18 protein-coding genes are annotated in these 17,786 nt (G+C 66.7%); 10 read left to right on the top strand and 8 right to left on the bottom strand.

Annotated elements, in window-relative coordinates; all coding sequences use genetic code 11:
- Positions 1–90 precede the first annotated feature (90 nt).
- The 4 genes from Q8Q80_RS02785 to def all read right to left on the bottom strand — a co-directional run bounded on the left by Q8Q80_RS02785 (position 91) and on the right by def (position 2,882).
- On the bottom strand, positions 91–480 hold the full coding sequence (locus Q8Q80_RS02785; RefSeq protein ID WP_305631468.1) for a DUF2237 family protein: 390 nt from the start codon (positions 478–480) through the stop codon (positions 91–93).
- Position 481: 1 nt separating this feature from the next.
- Positions 482–1,330, bottom strand: a complete 849-nt coding sequence (gene htpX / locus Q8Q80_RS02780; RefSeq protein WP_305631467.1) for a zinc metalloprotease HtpX — start codon at positions 1,328–1,330, stop codon at positions 482–484.
- An 89-nt stretch (positions 1,331–1,419) separates the two neighbouring features.
- A complete protein-coding gene (gene fmt, locus Q8Q80_RS02775) occupies positions 1,420–2,379 on the bottom strand; it encodes a methionyl-tRNA formyltransferase (RefSeq protein WP_305631466.1) in 960 nt (319 codons plus the stop codon).
- On the bottom strand, positions 2,379–2,882 hold the full coding sequence (def, locus tag Q8Q80_RS02770; protein ID WP_305631465.1) for a peptide deformylase: 504 nt from the start codon (positions 2,880–2,882) through the stop codon (positions 2,379–2,381). Before def ends, fmt begins: the two co-directional genes overlap by 1 nt.
- A gap of 329 nt (positions 2,883–3,211) precedes the next feature.
- Here def and Q8Q80_RS02765 point away from each other — a divergent pair, with 329 nt between their 5' ends.
- The 4 genes from Q8Q80_RS02765 (at position 3,212) to Q8Q80_RS02750 (ending at position 8,698) form a co-directional block, all read left to right on the top strand.
- Entirely contained in the window at positions 3,212–4,231 is a 1,020-nt protein-coding gene (locus tag Q8Q80_RS02765) for a LysM peptidoglycan-binding domain-containing protein (protein WP_305631464.1), read from the top strand.
- 14 nt (positions 4,232–4,245) lie between these two features.
- Entirely contained in the window at positions 4,246–5,346 is a 1,101-nt protein-coding gene (gene dprA, locus Q8Q80_RS02760) for a DNA-processing protein DprA (protein WP_305631463.1), read from the top strand.
- 78 nt (positions 5,347–5,424) lie between these two features.
- Positions 5,425–5,886 (top strand): DUF494 family protein, encoded by a 462-nt coding sequence (locus tag Q8Q80_RS02755; protein ID WP_069038828.1) that lies wholly within the window; start codon positions 5,425–5,427, stop codon positions 5,884–5,886.
- A gap of 148 nt (positions 5,887–6,034) precedes the next feature.
- Positions 6,035–8,698, top strand: coding sequence for a DNA topoisomerase III (locus Q8Q80_RS02750; RefSeq protein WP_305631462.1), 2,664 nt, complete (start codon positions 6,035–6,037; stop codon positions 8,696–8,698).
- A 183-nt stretch (positions 8,699–8,881) separates the two neighbouring features.
- On the opposite strand, the gene Q8Q80_RS02745 is transcribed toward Q8Q80_RS02750, so the two are convergent.
- Together Q8Q80_RS02745 and Q8Q80_RS02740 are read right to left on the bottom strand one after the other, a co-directional pair.
- A complete protein-coding gene (locus Q8Q80_RS02745) occupies positions 8,882–9,025 on the bottom strand; it encodes an entericidin A/B family lipoprotein (RefSeq protein WP_069038830.1) in 144 nt (47 codons plus the stop codon).
- Between the two features lie 53 nt (positions 9,026–9,078).
- A complete protein-coding gene (locus Q8Q80_RS02740) occupies positions 9,079–9,477 on the bottom strand; it encodes a hypothetical protein (RefSeq protein ID WP_305631461.1) in 399 nt (132 codons plus the stop codon).
- Positions 9,478–9,657: 180 nt separating this feature from the next.
- On the opposite strand from Q8Q80_RS02740, the gene Q8Q80_RS02735 reads away from it, so the two are divergent.
- The 6 genes from Q8Q80_RS02735 (at position 9,658) to Q8Q80_RS02710 (ending at position 15,373) form a co-directional block, all read left to right on the top strand.
- Positions 9,658–10,233, top strand: a complete 576-nt coding sequence (locus Q8Q80_RS02735; RefSeq protein WP_305631460.1) for an NnrU family protein — start codon at positions 9,658–9,660, stop codon at positions 10,231–10,233.
- 10 nt (positions 10,234–10,243) lie between these two features.
- Entirely contained in the window at positions 10,244–10,672 is a 429-nt protein-coding gene (locus Q8Q80_RS02730) for a PPC domain-containing DNA-binding protein (protein WP_305631459.1), read from the top strand.
- Positions 10,673–10,998: 326 nt separating this feature from the next.
- The gene (locus Q8Q80_RS02725) at positions 10,999–12,690 is read left to right on the top strand and encodes an ATP-dependent helicase (RefSeq protein WP_305631458.1); all 1,692 of its coding nucleotides are present in this window, start codon (positions 10,999–11,001) and stop codon (positions 12,688–12,690) included.
- Positions 12,691–12,696: 6 nt separating this feature from the next.
- Entirely contained in the window at positions 12,697–13,719 is a 1,023-nt protein-coding gene (locus Q8Q80_RS02720; RefSeq protein ID WP_305631457.1) for an iron ABC transporter permease, read from the top strand.
- A complete protein-coding gene (locus tag Q8Q80_RS02715; protein ID WP_305631456.1) occupies positions 13,716–14,495 on the top strand; it encodes an ABC transporter ATP-binding protein in 780 nt (259 codons plus the stop codon). Before Q8Q80_RS02720 ends, Q8Q80_RS02715 begins: the two co-directional genes overlap by 4 nt.
- On the top strand, positions 14,492–15,373 hold the full coding sequence (locus tag Q8Q80_RS02710) for a cobalamin-binding protein (RefSeq protein ID WP_305631455.1): 882 nt from the start codon (positions 14,492–14,494) through the stop codon (positions 15,371–15,373). Before Q8Q80_RS02715 ends, Q8Q80_RS02710 begins: the two co-directional genes overlap by 4 nt.
- A gap of 59 nt (positions 15,374–15,432) precedes the next feature.
- On the opposite strand, the gene Q8Q80_RS02705 is transcribed toward Q8Q80_RS02710, so the two are convergent.
- Together Q8Q80_RS02705 and Q8Q80_RS02700 are read right to left on the bottom strand one after the other, a co-directional pair.
- A complete protein-coding gene (locus tag Q8Q80_RS02705; RefSeq protein WP_305631630.1) occupies positions 15,433–16,731 on the bottom strand; it encodes an MFS transporter in 1,299 nt (432 codons plus the stop codon).
- A 176-nt stretch (positions 16,732–16,907) separates the two neighbouring features.
- Positions 16,908–17,765 carry an HDOD domain-containing protein gene (locus Q8Q80_RS02700; protein ID WP_305631454.1) on the bottom strand — a complete coding sequence of 286 codons (858 nt, stop codon included), beginning with the start codon at positions 17,763–17,765 and terminating at the stop codon, positions 16,908–16,910.
- Between the last annotated feature and the right edge of the window lie 21 nt (positions 17,766–17,786).

Here is a 17,786-nt window from a genome sequence, read left to right as displayed (position 1 = left end):
GAAGAGGCGGAATTCAAGGTAGGGGCACCGGAAAAATCCGGGTCGTGACCCGCTCCGGAGTGCGTCCGGAATCAGGGGCGAACCGGATGATCAACCCGCCCAGGCGTGCTGGCGCAGCGCTTCGATCGGAACATAGCGCAACGCAGCCTCGTGCGTGGCGACCAGAATCACTTGCGGTGCCTGACCGGCATCAAAGGCTTCGCGCCAGCGTGCTGCGCACAGGCACCAGCGGTCGCCCGCCTGCAGGCCCGGGAAGTCGTACTCCGGACGCGGCGTCGACAGGTCGTTGCCGCGGGCGCGGGAAAACACGAGGAAATCGTCGGTCATCACCGCACACACCGTGTGTGAGCCCAGATCGTTGTCGTCGGTGTTGCAGCAGCCGTCGCGGAAAAACCCGGTCAGCGGCTTGAACGAACAGGGCTCGAGCGGCCCGCCAAGCACGTTGCGCGCATTGCCGTCAGGGCGCCAGTCGCGATCCATGTCAGCGGGCCAGCGCGAGCAGGCGTGCCACGCGTTCCGCCGTTGCCGGGTGCGTGCTGAACAGGCCGCGCAGGCCGCCGCCCGAAAGGGGATTCATGATCATCATCTGGCCGGTCTCCGGGTGCGCTTCGGCGGTCGCCATGGGGATACCCCGCGCGAAAGCGTCTATTTTAGTGAGGGCGTCGGCCAATGCATGCGGATCATCCGATATTTCCGCACCACCCCGGTCGGCCCCGAACTCGCGTGTGCGCGAGATCGCCATCTGGATCAGCATGGCAGCAATCGGCGCCAGCAGGGCAACAATGATGCCGACCACCGGATTGGCCGGGCGGCCTTCCGCATCGCGGCTGCCGCCAAACAGCATGCCGAACTGCGCCAGCGCCGAAATCGCGCCGGACACCGTGGCCGAAATGGTCGAGATCAGGATGTCGCGGTTCTTCACGTGCGCCAGTTCGTGCGCCATCACGCCGCGCAGCTCGCGCGCGGACAGCATGCGGACGATGCCGGTGGTCGCCGCCACGGCCGCGTTCTCCGGATTGCGGCCGGTTGCGAAGGCATTCGGTTGTGCTTCGTCGATGAGGTAGACGCGCGGCATCGGCAGTCCGGCCCGCTGCGCCAGTTCGGCCACCATGTTGTACAGATAGGGCGACGAGGCGGCGTCGACTTCGCGCGCGTTGTACATGCGCAGCACCATCTTGTCGGAAAACCAGTACGCCCACACATTCATTGCGCCGCCGAACAGGAGCGCCAGCAGCATGCCCTGCTGCCCGCCGATGGCCGCGCCGACGACACCGAACAGCGCGACGATGCCGGCCATCAGGATCGAGGTTTTCAGCCAGTTGCCAAACATTGTGCTTTCCCGTCAGTGAAAATCGGACGCGCTATAGATTGCGCACATAGCCGAAAATTCAAGCGTGCCGCGCACGCGACGTCAGGTATTCAGTCCGGAAGTTGCGCCTGCTGGCCGGGCGCCAGAGGATGGCCGCGCAGGAATTCGGCGACCGGCAGCCTGCGCCCGCCGGCCTTCTGCAGTTCGGTGACGCACAGCGATCCTTCGCCGCAGCCGATCACCACGCCATGATCATCGACCCGGCTGATCAGGCCGGGTGCGCCCGGTTCCGCGAGCACCTCGGCCCGCCACAGCTTGATCGGCGTGGCCTCCACCGTCATCAGCCCGCCGGGGAAGGGATCGAAGGCGCGCAGCCTGCGACCCAGTTCGAGCGCCGGACGACGAAAGTCGAGTGCCGCTTCGTGCTTGCTGATCTTGGCGGCGTAGCAGGCGCCCGCCTCCGGCTGCGCGCGCGGCGTGATGCGGCCGGCCAGCAGGTCAGGCAAGGTGTCGATCAGCAGCCGCGCGCCGGCTTCGGCCAGCCGGTCGTGCAGCGAGGCGGCACTGTCGGTGTCCGTGATGTCGACCGCGCATTCGGCCAGCATCGGGCCGGTATCGAGGCCGATGTCCATCTGCATCAACGTGATGCCGGTCCGGGCGTCGCCCGCTTCAATGGCGCGCTGTATCGGCGCAGCGCCGCGCCAGCGCGGCAGCAGCGACGCGTGGATGTTGATGCAGCCGAGGCGCGGGAGATCGAGCACGGCGCGCGGCAGCAGCAGGCCGTAGGCGACGACCACCAGCAGGTCGGGCGCGGCCTCCGCCAGCGGCGCGCGCAGTTCCGGCGTTTTCAGCGTATCGGGCTGGGCCACCGTCAGACCGTGTGCCAGGGCGCGTGCCTTGACCGGACCGGGCGTGAGCTTCATGCCGCGGCCGGACGGCCGGTCAGGCTGGGTCAGCACGAGCGGGATGTCGCAATCGAAACCGATCAGCGCGTCGAGCGCACGGGCGGCGAATTCCGGTGTGCCGGCAAACGCGATGCGCGGCCGGGCCGTGGGAGTGAATGAGGACATCAGGCGCTTTCGCGGGCCTGCTTCGCGATGCGGTTCTTGATGCGGGTCTGCTTCAGTAGCGACAGGTGGTCGACGAACACCTTGCCCTGCAGGTGATCCATTTCGTGCTGGATGCACACGGCAAGCAGGCCGTGTGCCTCGATCTCGTGCTCGACGCCGTCGAGCGACAGCGTGATCACCCGGATGTGCTCCGAGCGCGTCACCTTTTCGTAGATGCCGGGCACCGACAGACAGCCTTCCTCATACACCTGCTCGCCGTCGCGCTCGACGATGCGCGGGTTGATCAGCGTGATCAGCCCGGTCTTGTCCTCACTGATATCGATCACGATGACCTGCTTGTGCACATCGACTTGGGTCGCGGCCAGTCCGATTCCGGGTGCGGCATACATCGTTTCCGCCATGTCGGCGGCCAGTCTGCGGGTGCTTTCATCGACCGCGTGCACCGGCGACGCCTTCTTGCGCAGACGGGGATCGGGAAACTTCAGTATCGGGAGTAGTGCCATAAAAGTCGTGCTGATTTAATGGATTAGCAGTGAATTTTCATGCAGACTGTCATTAGTTGAAGCAGCTTGCTACACTGATGCATGCCGATGGCCTGAGCCTTGCCTGCCGTCAGGCTCCGCGCGCCGCAATCCATGATGCAAGCCATGATTTCCGGCGGCGGAACCAGGACGTGCGTGGCTCAAGTCGCCGCACACGCTGCCGTAGCAAACGCTTGAACCAATATCGAGAGGCAAACCCCCGGCCGGGTTCCGGCGGTGCAACACGAAACGCGGCGACCATCCGTCCGTAACCGTTGTGCTACCGGCATCCGCCAGTGCGAGGCCACAACATGCGCAAGATTATATGCTCCCTGCTGGTCGCCCTTTCAAGCGCGACCGCCTTCGCCCAGTCAGACCGTGCGCCCGCAATGGCCAGCAACGCGCCTGATCGCCATGTCGTCAAGCCGGGCGACACGCTGTGGGGCATTGCCGGCCTGTTCCTGAAGGAGCCGTGGCGCTGGCCCGAAGTCTGGCGGATGAATCGCGAACAGATCCGCAACCCGCACCTGATCTACCCCGGGCAGATCGTCTATCTGGAAGATTTCAACGGTTCGCCTCGCCTGCGCGTCGGTCAGCCGGTCAAACTGTCGCCCAGGACCTACGAAGAAGCGGTGCCCGAGCCGATTGCCTCGATTCCGCACAAGGCCATCGAACCCTTCCTGACCCGGCCGATTGCGGTCGAAGCCGGTTTCAACGAAACGGCGCCGCGCATCGTCGGCACGCAGGAAGGCCGTGTGTACCTCAGCGCGGGCGATGTGGCCTACGTGACCGGCGTGACCGACAGCTCGTCGCTGTGGCATGTCTATCGACCGGCTGCCCCGATCCGCGATCCCGAGACCAAGGCCGTGCTCGGCTTCGAGGCCGAATACCTCGGCGATGCGCGGCTGACGCGCGAGGGCGACCCGGCGACTTTCGAAGTCGAGAAAGCGCAGTTCGAAATGGGCAAGGGCGACCGCTTGATGCCGGCGCCACCGGCTGAACTGGTCGCCTACGTGCCGCGTGCCCCCGAGAAGGATATCGAAGGCAGCGTGGCACGCATCGTCGGTGGCGTAGCGTCGGCCGGACGTCACAACGTCGTGCTGCTGAACCGCGGCGCGAACGATGGTGTGGAGGTCGGCCACGTGTTCGCCGCCTTTGTCGCCGGCAAGCAGGTCACAGAGCGCCGCGACCAGCAGATCAACACGTTCCAGATGCCGGATGAACGTTCGGGCGTGGTGTTCGTGTTCCGGGTGTTCGACACCATTTCCTACGCGCTGGTGATGGATGCCAAGCGCCCGATCACCGTCGGCGACCGCGTCCGCAAGCCCTGAACGCCGACGGCTCGATGGCGCGGTCGCCGGTGGCGCCCGTATCCGATGCTTCGCTCGCAGCCTGGCTGCGGCTCACGCTGACACGCGGACTCGGGCTGGAGGCGCAACGCCGTCTGCTGTCGGCATTCGGTCCGCCCGAGCGGGTATTCGCGGCATCCGGCCCGGCGATCGCGGCGGCGGTCGGCGACAAGGCGGCCCGCCTGCTGGCCGCCTTCGATGACGATGCAGCGATTGCCCGTACGCTCGACTGGGCGCAGCAGCCCGGCAATCACCTCGTGACACTGGCAGACGCCGCGTATCCGCAAGCACTGCTGGAAATTTCCGACCCGCCGACGCTGCTGTACGTAAAAGGCCGCGTCGAGCTGCTTAACCGGCGTGCGCTGGCCATTGTCGGCGCGCGCAACGCCACCGCGCAGGGCGCGCAGACAGCCGAACAATTTGCGCGCGAGCTGTCGCGCGGCGGCCTGACCATCGTCAGCGGCCTCGCGCTGGGCTGCGACGCCGCCGCCCACAACGGTGCGCTCGACGGTCCGGGTTCGACCATTGCGGTAATCGGCACCGGTGCCGACCGCATCTACCCACCGCGCAATCAGGACCTCGCGCGCCGCGTGGCCGCGCAGGGTGCGGTGGTCACCGAATTTCCGCTCGGCACACCGGCGCTCCGGGAGAACTTTCCGCGCCGCAATCGCATCATTTCCGGCCTGTCACGCGGTGTGCTGGTGGTCGAGGCGGCAGCACGCAGCGGTACGCTCATTACCGCCCGCCTTGCCGGCGACCAGGGGCGCGAGGTGTTCGCGATTCCGGGGTCCATCCACTCGCCGCTGTCCAAGGGCTGCCATCAGTTGATCCGCCAGGGGGCCAAACTGGTGGATGACGCGCGCGACATCCTGTCCGAACTGCAGCCAGAGGTCGCACCGGCCGGGGCCGCCGCCGCACGCGTGACGGACGACGCCTCGGCGCTGCTTGATGCAATGGGCTTCGATCCGGTCGGAATCGACCTGCTCGCGCAACATACCGGCTTGACGGCAGACACCCTCTCCGCCATGCTGTTTTCGCTGGAACTCGAAAGGCGGGTGGCGTTGCTGCCCGACGGGCGATTCCAGCGCATCAGGTGATACGGTTCGGGTCCGCCCGAGCCGGGTGACAAACCGCCGGTGGGCCTTGCCGCCAACCGGCTCGCGCGGAGCCGAATCATGATCGACGTTCTGGTCTATCTTTTCGAAACTTACGCGCATCTGGACAGTTATCCCGAGCCCAACCAGCTCGCACGCAAGCTCACGGCTGCCGGTTTCGAGCAGGACGAAATCGAAGAAGCAATGGGCTGGCTGTCCGGTCTTGAAAGCGCCGGTGGCGCCGACAAGCCGAAGATTGCCGAAGAAAGCCGGTCCATCCGGCTGTACTCGGCGGCAGAGCAATCGCGGCTCGACACGGAATGCCGCGGCTTCCTTTCTTTCCTCGAAGATGCCGGTGCGATCAACGCCCTGACCCGTGAAATCGTGGTCGAGCGTGCACTGGCGCTGGAGGATGACGAGGTGTCGCTGAGTCAGCTCAAGGTGATCGTGCTGATGGTGCTGTGGAACCAGCAGGCGACCACCGACACCTTGGTCCTCGAGGAGCTGCTGTCCGACGAAGACGAGCCGCGCGCCCCGCATTGATCCGGCGCCCGACGCGTCGGGCACGGCGAGGTCCGGCGTATTCGCTTGCCTGTTCTGAATTTTTGTCCCTATCATGCGCCGCTTTCACGCCGCTTGATCCGGCGCGCACCCGGTGCGCCGCAGTCGGCGATCGGGTCATCGGGCAGGCATGGGCAAAAAACTGATCATCGCGGAAAAACCGTCGGTCGCGCAGGACATCGCGCGCTCCGTCGGCGGATTCACGCGCGAAGGTGACTTCTTCGAAAGCGACGACTATGTGTTGTCGTCCGCAATCGGCCATCTGCTGGAACTGGCGGTGCCGGAGGAATACGAGGTCAAGCGCGGCAAGTGGTCGTTTGCCCACCTTCCGGTCATCCCGCCGCACTTCACGCTGAATCCGATCGACAAGACCGCCGAGCGACTGCGCCTGCTGACCCGGCTGATCAAGCGCAAGGACGTCGACAGCCTCGTGAATGCCTGTGACGCGGGCCGCGAGGGCGAGCTGATCTTCAATTACATCGTCGAGCACAGCAAATCGACCAAGCCGATCGAACGCCTGTGGCTGCAATCGATGACCACGACAGCGATCCGCGACGGCTTCGTGAAGCTGCGCAGTTCGCAGGAAGTCGAAGGTCTGCGTCAGGCCGCGATGTCGCGCGCCGAGAGCGACTGGCTCATCGGCATCAACGGCACGCGGGCGATGACCGCGTTCAATTCGAAGACCGGCGGTTTCCACCTGACGACGGTCGGCCGGGTGCAGACGCCGACGTTGGCCATCGTCGTGCGGCGCGAAGAAGAAATCCGTCGCTTCAAGTCGCGCGACTACTGGGAAATCGAAGGTCGTTTCGGCGCCGTGGCGGGTGAGTACACCGGCCGCTGGATCGACGAAAAATTCAAGCGACCGGAAGGCGACGAGCACGCCCGCGCCGAACGCGTGTGGGACGAGGCGAAAGCGCGTGCCATCCAGGCCAGATGCGCCGGCAAGACCGGTACCGTCGAGGAAGAAGCCAAGCCATCGACCCAGCTGTCGCCGCTGCTGTACGACCTCACGTCGCTGCAGCGCGAGGCCAACGGACGCTTCGGCTTTTCTGCCCGCGTCACGCTGCAGATCGCGCAGGCGCTGTACGAAAAGCACAAGGTGCTGACCTATCCGCGTACCGATGCGCGCGCACTGCCGGAAGACTATCTGCCGACGGTCAACGACGTGCTGGCACGCCTGCCGCAGACCTATGCGCCGCATGCCAACGAAATCGTGAAGCACGGCTGGGTCAAGCCGAACAAGCGCATCTTCAACAACGCCAAGATTTCCGATCACTTCGCCATCATTCCGACCGGCACCGAGCCGAAGTCGCTGTCCGAAGCCGAAGCCAAGATCTACGACCTGGTGACACGCCGCTTCCTCGCGGTGTTCTTTCCGGCGGCCGAATACCAGATCACCACCCGGATCACCCGCGTCGAAGGCGAAGCCTTCAAGACCGAGGGCAAGGTGCTGGTGAATGCCGGCTGGCTCGCCGTATATGGCAAGGAAGCAGCACTGGTCGATGACGAGGCCAGGGCCAAGGGTGAGACCGTTGCGGCCAGTCTGGTGCCGGTCAAGCCGGGCGAGACGGTCAAGGTCGAGGACATGCTGGTGAAGGCGCTGCAGACGCGCCCGCCGGCGCGCTACTCGGAAGCGACGCTGTTGTCCGCGATGGAAGGCGCCGGCAAGACCATCGACGACGAGGAGCTGCGCGCCGCGATGGCCGGGCGTGGTCTGGGCACGCCGGCGACGCGTGCGCAGATCATCGAGAACCTGATCCTCGAAAGCTACATGCTGCGTGAAGGCCGCGAACTGATTCCGACCGCCAAGGGTTTCCAGCTGATGATTGCGCTGCGCGGCCTGAAGATCGACGAACTCAGTTCGCCCGAACTGACTGGCGAGTGGGAATACAAGCTGTCGCAGATCGAGCGCGGCGAGCTGTCGCGCGAGGCCTTCATGGGCGAGATCGCCGACATGACGCAGCGCATCGTGCATCAGGCGAAGAGCTACGAAAGCGACACCATTCCGGGCGATTTCGCGACGCTGGAAGAAAAGTGCCCGCGCTGTGGCGGCGTGGTGAAGGAAAACTACAAGAAATTCCAGTGCCAGAGCTGCGACTTCGCGCTGTGGAAGATCGTCGCCAGCCGTCAGTTCGAAACGCACGAAATCGATGCGCTGCTGCGCGATCGTCAGGTCGGACCGCTGACCGGCTTCCGCAACAAGATGGGCCGGCCGTTCAATGCGCTGATCAAACTCAATGACAAGATGGAACCGGAGTTCGACTTCGGCCAGCCGCGCGATGACGAAAATGCCGAGCCGGTCGATTTCTCGGCGCAGACGCCGCTCGGCGCCTGCCCGAAGTGCGCGGCGAAGGTGTACGAACAGCCGATGTCCTACATCTGCGAAAAGGCGGTCGGTCCGGAAAAGTCGTGCGACTTCCGCTCGGGCAAGATCATCCTGCAGCAGCCGATCGAACCGGAACAGATGCAGAAGCTGCTGGAGGCCGGTCGCACCGATCTGCTGAAGGGTTTCGTGTCGTCGCGCACCAAGCGCAAGTTCTCGGCCTTCCTGGTGCGTCAGCCGGACGGCAAGGTGGGCTTTGAATTCGAGCCGCGCGCGGTCAAGCCCAAAGCCGGGGCGAAGGATGCCAAGGCGGCAGCGCCCGGCACGGAAGTGGCAGAGAGCGAAACGCCTGCCGGAGCGCCGGTGAAGAAGGCGGTCGCAAAGAAGGCCGCTCCGATCAAGGCGGCCGCGAAAAAAACCACACCGAAAAAGGCCACCCCGAAAAAGGCCACGTCAAAGAAAACCGCCTGACGGCGGCCAATGGCGGGCGGGTGCAAACCTCGCCAATCCGATGCGCCCGCTGCATTTGATCGCGCGCTGCCGCGTGTTCCGGGTCCGGTTCGCCCGCAGGGTGGGCCGCGCATCGGTGGATGCCAAAAAAATGCCCGACTCGAGGCCTGAGTCGGGCAAAGCGGGAAGGCGTGAAGCGTGGAACTACATCTTCTTCTGTACGTCGCGCGCGGTGTCCTGCACCGCCTCGCCACCGGACTCGATGTCCTTGCCGGCGCCGGCAATCGTGTTGCAGCCCGCCAGTGCAAGACCGGCACTCAGAATAAGTATCGTCATCAGCTTGTTCATGCTCATCTCCGTTGGGAAAGTGGGTGTTGCGTTCAGAAACCTGCCTGTGACACTCAGATCGTGCTGCGAAGCTGCGATACGGCCGGCATGATTTCACCGTCGTCGCCGACTGCAGCATCATCGTCTTCTGTATCGGGCGTCAACATGAGACCGTCGTCCACCGCCTGCAACCGATAGGCGGGTACCGCCAGACGCAGGCCGGCGTTGCCGGAGCGCGACACGCGCACCATGGCGTAGCGTGCGCTGCGGTCACCGTGGCGTCCGGACACGGTCTGCTCGACCACGCCCAGCGTCACGCCTTCGGTGTCGAACACTTCCCGGCCATCAAGGCGCGACATTGCAGCGACGCTGTCGGACGGGGCCGCCGCCCCGCGCCCCATGTGGAAGGCGGTCAGCAGCGCCGCGCTCAGCAGGGCGCCACACAGCGCCGACATCAGCAATCGAATCGTCATGATGCGTTTCTCCGTCTGCATGACACGACTGCAGTATGCGTAGCGGCGAAGGCGTCGCCTGTCGTCCGCATGGCGGGGTGGCTGTAGGACGATTCCCGCATCGACGCAGGTGCGCGCGGCCCGTCTCGGGTACGCTCGCGCTCTGACCCTTGCTCTGACCCCTCTCGTGGAGAAAATGTGATGGCTATGCTGGTACTCGGTCTGGTGTTGCTGCTCGGCGTGCACTCGACGCGCCTGATTGCCCCCGGTCTGCGCGATGCAGGTGTCGCGCGCCTCGGTCTGCTGCCGTGGAAAATCCTTTATGCGGTGCTGTCGCTGATCGGCCTGGTGCTGATCGTGCAGGGCTATGGCGAGGCGCGCATGGCACCGACGCTGCTGTGGGCACCGCCGGTGTGGACGCGTCACCTGGCCGCACTGCTCACGCTGCCTGCCTTCGTGCTGATGGCCTGTGCCTATGTGCCGGGTACGCGCATCCGCGAAAAACTTGGCCATCCGATGGTGGCCGGCGTGAAGATCTGGGCGTTCGCCCACCTGATCGCCAACGGTACGCTGGCCGACCTGCTGCTGTTCGGCAGCTTTCTCGTCTGGGCGGTCGTCATGTTCGCCACGCTGCGCCGGCGCGACCGCGCGGCCGGTGTGCAGCGCCCGGGCAGCGCATCGCGCGATGCGATCGCCATCGTCGCGGGTATCGTCGGCTGGGCAGTGTTTGCCGGCTGGTTGCATCTTGCGCTGATCGGCGTGAAGCCTTTCGGCTGAACGTGCGGCCATGATCACCCTGCACATCGAGCGGCTGCGCCCGGGCGACGATCTGCGACGCAGCCTGGAAGCCGTCGCGCGCCGGCAGGACATCGGCGCCGCCTTCGTGCTGTCGGCAGTGGGCAGCCTGGCACCCGCCATGCTGCGTCTGGCCGGTCGCGACAGTGCCATCGTCATCGACGGCGACAGTGAGCTGCTGACGCTGTCCGGCACCGTGAGCCGGCACGGCGTGCATCTGCACATGATGGTGGCCGACGCTGACGGGCGCGTCACCGGTGGCCACCTGCTGGCGGGCAGCATCGTGCGTACCACGATGGAACTGGTGCTCGGCATCGCCACCGGCTGGGACATCCGGCGCGAGATCGACCCGGCAACCGGTTTCGAGGAAATGGTGGCCGAGAACCTGCATGAACTGCTCGGCGCCCGTGGCCCCGATTGAGCACACTGCCTGCAAATGAGGCGTCGTGCCCACATCCTTGCTGGCGGCGGCGCTGCCCTCGCCATACAGCTTTCGCCCACAGCCTTGTCCACAGAAACTGTGGATGGACTGAGTGACCGGCTGCGCACGCGGCCACCTCAATTGTCCGGACCCTGCCTCATTAATGAGCAACCCTATTGACACCGTTGTGGCGTGCGGCGCTGCGGCCGGTGTTACCGCTTGATGACGCGTCTTGTCCACAGATACTGTGGATAACCGGCGTGCGCCGCACGATGATCGGCACGCGCCGTGTAAGCTCGCATCGATCTGACGACAGGACGCAACACGTGGCAAAGGTGGTACCCGATGGCTGGCGCGAAATGGATGGTGGCAACGACGCCGGCGACGCCATCCGCCCGGGCGCCGCAGCCGAGCGTGAGCGCGCCACGCTGGCGCTGCTCGAGCGCGCGCTGCCGGCGGCCTACACCGTCTATCACGGCGTGCACTGGACGCGCGTCGATCAGGGGTTTTCGATCTACGGCGATATCGATTTCGTCATCGTCAATGCCGCCGGCAACCTGCTCGCCATCGAACAGCGCAGCGGCTATCTCGAAGAAAGTCCGCACGGCCTGCTGACCCGCCATCGCGGACGCGACCGCAATGTCGCGGTCGGCATCGCGCGATCGCGCCATGCACTGCACACCCGTCTGGCATCGCGTCTGGGCGGCGCCGATGCCGCACTGCCCAGCCTCGAGTACCTGCTGTACTGCCCCGACCACTTCGTGCGTCAGGCGCATACCGCCGGCATCGAGCCTGAACGCATCGTCGATGCGGCGCTGCGCGACACGCTGGCCGCGCGCATCCAGTCGATTCTTCCGCCGGGCGAACATGGCGCTCGCGCAGCCGAAGTGCATCGTTTCCTGCGCGACGAAATCAAGCTCGAAGCCGACGTCAGCGCGCGCATGGGCATCGCGCGCGAGCGCGTGACCCGGGTTGCCGGCGGCCTGTCGCAGTGGGCGCGCGCGCTCGACTTTTCACCCTATCGGCTACGCGTCGTCGGCACGGCCGGCTCGGGCAAGACCCAGCTCGCGCTCGCGGAGTACCGGGCTGCTGTCGAAGCCGGCCTGCGCCCGCTGTATGTCTGCTTCAACCGGCCGCTGGCCGATCACCTCGCGCGCATCGCGCCCGAAGGCGGACTGGCGTGCACCTTCCACCACCTGTGCGAGCGCGTGCTGGCCGAATATGGCGAACGGCCCGACTACGCACGGCCCGACGCGTTCGACGCGCTGATCGCGCGCGCCGGCGAACTCGACGTGCCGGCCGCCCTGCGTTTCGACACCGTCATCGTCGACGAAGGTCAGGACTTTTCCGCCGACTGGGCGACCGGGCTGTGGCGCCACGCCGCCGACGAGGCGCGGCTGATCTGGCTGGAAGACCCGATGCAGAATCTGTATGGCCGACCGCCGGTCGAACTTCCGGGCTGGGTGACGCTGCGCGCGCGCAGCAACTTCCGCAGCCCGCGCCCGGTCGTGCACATGCTGCAGACACTGCTGCAGGACGTGCTGCCCGAGGCCGCGCAGATCGAAGCGGCATCGCCGTTCGATGCCGACGAGGTCGAGCGGCTGGTGTACGACGCCGAACATCCGCTGACCCAGCGCGTCAAGGAGGCGATCCGCCTGTGCTTTGCCGCCGGCTTTCGCACCGAAGACGTCGCCATCGTCAGCTGGCGTGGCCGCGAACAGTCGGAACTGCTGCGCCACGACCGGCTCGGCGCCAACGCGCTGCGCAGCTTCACCGGCCAGTACGACCTGCTCGGCCAGCCGGAATATTCCGAAGGTGATGTGCTGATCGAATCGGTCTACCGGTTCAAGGGTCAGTCAGCGCCGGCGGTCATCCTCGCCGAAGTCGACTTCGATGCGCTGGACGAGCGCACGCTGCGCAAGCTGTTCGTCGGCGCCACACGCGCCATGATGAAGCTGGTGCTGGTGGTCAGCGAACGCGCCGGGCGCACGCTCGACGAACGCCTCGGGCGGAGCTAGCGGCGCATGTCGATCCCTGCTGACGCCATGCAGCCCCCAGCGTCCGTGCGCACCCGCGCGCCGCGCCGCCGCACGCTGGCGCTGCCGCTGCTCGCCGTCGGCCTGCTGCTGTCGATCGCACTGTCGCTGTCGCTCGGCAGCGTGCCGGTCAGCCCGGCGCAGCTGTGGCAGATCGCGACCGGCGGCGATGCCGGGGTGGCCGGCGACGTGGTGCTCGGCCTGAGACTGCCACGGGTGCTGGCGGCGGCAGCCTGCGGCGGCCTGCTCGCGCTGGCCGGCGCGCTGATGCAGGTGCTGCTGCGCAATCCGCTGGCCGACCCCTACGTGCTCGGCATTTCCGGCGGCGCCTCGGTCGGCGCGCTGCTGGCCATGACGGCCGGGCTGGCCGGTGCGCTGTTCGAACTGTCCGCCTTCGCCGGGGCACTGACCGCGATGGCGCTGGTGTTCGGGCTGGCCCACGGCGAGGGCGGGCGCACGCCGACGCGGCTCCTGCTGACCGGCGTCATCGTGTCGGCCGGCTGCGGCGCGGCGGTGTCCTTCATGCTGACGGTGGCGAACGAGCAGTCGCTGCGCGGCATGCTGTTCTGGCTGATGGGCGACGCCGGCGTGGCCGCGCCGCCCGCGGCTGCGCTGTGGACGCTGGCCGTCGGCGTACTGATCTGCACGCCACTGGCGCGTGACCTGAACCTGCTGGCACGCGGCGACCTCACCGCACAGACGCTCGGCGTACCGGTGCTGCGCCTGCGCCTGGCGATCTACCTGATTGCCTCGGCCCTGACCGCTGTAGCGGTGACCACGGTCGGCGCGGTGGGCTTTGTCGGTCTGGTCGTACCGCACCTGATGCGGCTGGCGCTCGGCAACGACCAGCGTCTGCTGCTGCCGGCCAGCGCACTGGCCGGCGCCCTGCTGCTGCTGTTGGCCGATACCGCAGCGCGCACTCTCATTGCACCCGCACAACTGCCGGTCGGCGTGCTGACGGCGCTGCTCGGCGTGCCGGTATTCCTGTTCCTGCTGCATCGCCGCCGATGAGCGCCGCCCTGCCCCTGCTCGTCGCGCGCGGTGTCAGCGTCGGCATCGAAGGTCGCACCCTGTGCACCGCGCTCGATCTCGACATCCTGCCCGGTGAAATGCTCGCCGTCATCGGCCGCAACGGCATCGGCAAATCCACCGTGCTGAGCACGCTGGCCGGGCTGCGCGCACCGCTCGCCGGCCGCCTCACGCTCGATGGTGTGTCGCTCGCGTCGATGGCGCCGCGCGCGCTGGCGCGCCGGCGCTCGCTGCTGCCGCAGTCGCACGACGACGCCTTCGCGTCGACCGTGCTCGACACCGTGCTGGTCGGTCGCCATCCGCACATCGGCCGCTGGTCGGACGACAGCGCGCACGATGTGCAGGTCGCGTTCGACGCGATGGCCCGCGTATCGCTCGCCGGCTTCGAGGCACGCGACGTGCGCACGCTGTCCGGCGGCGAAAGACAACGTGTGGCCATCGCCGCGCTGCTGGCGCAGGACGCACCGCTGTGCCTGCTCGACGAGCCGGTCACCCATCTCGACCTCGACTACCAGATGGACACGCTGTCGCTGTTCGCCGACATGGCGCACGACGAGGGGCGCGCCGTGGTGGCCGTGCTGCATGATCTGAATCAGGTGCTGCGTTTCTGCGACCGCGTGCTGTTGCTGACCGGCGGCGGCGAGTGGGTCTGCGGAGCGGTCGACGCGGTGCTGCAGCCGGACACGCTGTCACGCGCCTTCTGCCACCCGCTGCGCGAGCTGCGCGACGGTGCGCGTCGCTATTTCGTGCCGGCATGATGCGTCTGGCCTGGCTGCTGATCGGACTGTTGCTTGCCGCATCCCCGGCACGCGCTGCTGTCAGCGTCACCGACGACGCCGGACGCAGCGTCGCGCTGCCGGCCCCCGCGCAGCGCATCGTCAGTCTGGCGCCGCACGTGACCGAACTGCTGTACGCCGCCGGAGCCGGCGGAAAGCTGGTCGGCGCGGTGGAATACAGCGACTATCCGGCGGCGGCGCAGGCGCTGCCGCGGGTCGGCAGTTCCAGCGCAGTCGACATCGAAGCGGTAGTCGCGCTGAAGCCGGATCTGGTCGTCGTCTGGCAGAGCAGCACCCGGGCCGCGCAATACGGTCAGCTCGACCGGCTGGGCATTCCGGTTTTCGTCAGCGAACCGCGCTCGCTGGATGACATCCCGCGCACGCTCGAATTGCTCGGCCGGCTGGCCGGTACATCGAACGATGCGGATGCCGCAGCACTCGACTTCCGCACACGACGCGACAGGCTGGCCGCCCGTTACGCATCCCGCCCGCCGGTCGGCGTGTTCTACCAGATCTGGGACCGGCCGCCGATGACGGTCAATGGCCAGCATCTGATCAGCGCCGTGATGACACTGTGCGGCGGACGCAACGTGTTCGCCGGTCTGACCATCCTCGCCCCGACGGTGACCGAAGAGGCGGTGCTGGCCGCCGCTCCCGAAGTCATCGTCGCCAGCGGCATGGCCGATGCGCGCCCGGAGTGGCTGGACGCGTGGCGGCGCTGGCGCAGCCTGCCGGCCGTCGCCCGGGACAATCTCTATTTCATTCCGCCGGAACAGCTGCAGCGCAATACGCCGCGCGTACTCGACGGCGCGGCGAAACTTTGCGAACAGCTCGAACAGGCGCGCGCGAAGCGCCGCTGAAAATCCGGAAGCTGCCGTGCCCGGAAACAGGCGCCGAACAGGCGCCGGTTTGACCTTTGCTACCTGTCCCGTTCCGCCCTCGCCGCCAGCCAGACCAGCGCCAGCACCGGCACGCCGAGCAGTGCGGTACCGGTGAAGAAGAACTCGTAGCCGCGCGCGTCCACCACCACACCGGAAAAACCGGCGATGAATTTGGGCAGCAGCAGCATCAGCGAACTGAACAGCGCGTACTGCGTGGCCGAGTACGCCACGTTGGTCAGCCCGGACAGATAGGCCACGAAGGCGGACGACGCAATGCCGGCCGACAGGTTGTCGGCCGAGATCGCGAAGATGAGGCCGCTGACGTCGTGGCCGCGACCGGCCAGCCAGACGAACAGCAGATTGGTGACCGACGACAGCAACGCACCGAGAAACAGCGTCTTCATGACGCCGATGCGGGCAGTGAGCACGCCGCCGATCACCGCGCCGGCGATGGTCATGCCCACGCCGTACACCTTGGCCACCGTCGCCACCTCATCCTTCGTGTAGCCCATGTCGACATAGAAGGCGTTGGCCATGATGCCCATGACCACATCGGAAATGCGGTAGGTGCCGATCAGGGCCAGCAGCAGCACGGCCTGCCAGCGGTAGCGGCGGATGAAGTCGAGCAGCGGCGACAGTGCGGCGCCGTGCAGCCAGGCAGCCAGACGCAGCAGCGGGCCGTGCAGGCCTTCGCGCATCAGCCAGTCTCGGGCGCGCGCCTCGCGCTGCACGGTTTCGGCCGACACCACCACCTCGGGCTCGCGGATGAGCAGCGTGGTCACCACGCCGACCGACATGCTGGCCGCCATCACGAGGTAGGCGAAGCGCCAGGGCGCGTGCTCATAAACGAGTTCGGTCGCATCGACCGACGCCGCCAGCCACAGCACGCCGGCCGACGCGACGATCATCGCAATGCGGTAGCCGCCCTGGTAGGTCGCCGCCATCGCGCCCTGCAGCCGCTGCTCGACCGCCTCGATGCGGTAGGCGTCGAGCGCGATGTCCTGCGTCGCCGAGGCGAACGCAACCGCCAGTGCGCAATACGCCATGCGGCTCAGGTTCTGCGCCGGATCGGTTGCCGCCATGCCGAGCAGCGCCAGCGCGATGGTGAGCTGTGACGCCAGCAACCAGCTGCGGCGCCGACCGAGCAGACCGGTCAGCAGCGGCAGCGGCAGGCGATCGACCAGCGGCGACCACATCCACTTGAAGGCGTAGGCGAGACCGATCCAGCTGAAATAGCCGATGGTCGAGCGATCGATCCCCGCCTCACGCAGCCAGTACGACAGCGAGCCGAGCACCAGGATCAGCGGCAGACCGGCGGAAAAACCGAGAAACAGCATGCCCGCGACGCGCGGGTGGGCATAGACCTTCAGGCTGTCGAGCCAGCCGGCATCAGTGGGGTGCGGGGTCACGGGCGAAGCGCGGGTGCGGGGCGGGAACAAGGCCGGAAGATACCAGCCCCACCGACCGACCGCGCAGCAAAGCCGGTCGGACAACCGTGCGGTCAGGCGCGCGGTCAGGCGTATTCCGGAAAGAACAGCCCCATCACCGCGGCCATCGAACTGCTTGCTTCGGCGCATGCGCCCTCGAAAGCCTGCGGTTCCAGCCGGGTCATGTTCCACGCCTCGGGTACTACGGTGGCCACAATCCGGGCCGAATCCAGCAGTTCGCCGTCTTCGCCCACCGCGCGGCGGGCGAAATGCAGCAGGCAGGCTTCGAATTCGTGCGGCGCACCGCGTGCCGGATCGATCTGCGCACCGATCGCGGTCGAAAAGCTGGTCGGCAGCTGCCATGCCCGCAGCAGTTCGGCGCCGACGGCGGCGTAATCGCAACCGATCAGGGCGCGTTCAATCTGTTCCGGTGATACATCGGCGCCGCGGCTTTCCAGCAGCGCCGCCTCGGCCAGCTGCGGTACGTGCATGTACATCACCATGTGGCCGATATCGGCCAGCAGGCCACCGACGAACAGACGTTCGGCATCGAGCAGGCCGCAGCTCTTGGCGGCCGCACGTGCCAGCAGACCGCGCATCGCAGACGCACGCCAGAAGCGGGCAACGTCCATGCGCTCGGGCCGCATGCCGGAGAAGACTGCGGTCACCGTGGTGGCCAGAACGATGTCGTGCACCTGCTGCATGCCGAGCACGCTGACCGCGCGCGACATGGTTTCGACCTTGCCGGGAAATCCGTAGAACACACTATTGACGACGCGCAGCACGCGCATCGTGATGCCGGGATCGGCCACCACCACTTTCGCGAGGTCGAGTACCGAACCTTCCGGGTCGTCGAACACCTGTTTCACGCGATGGTAGATGGCCGGCAGGGTCACCAGCTCGGTCGTGCGCTGCGCCAGTTCCTGTGCGGTATGGGAGGACATGTCTGACGTCTCGGAACGATG

This window comes from Methyloversatilis sp., from assembly GCF_030698125.1.
Lineage (GTDB): Bacteria > Pseudomonadota > Gammaproteobacteria > Burkholderiales > Rhodocyclaceae > Methyloversatilis.
Note: the sequence above shows the minus strand (reverse complement) of the source record. Positions and strands in the feature narration are given on the sequence as shown.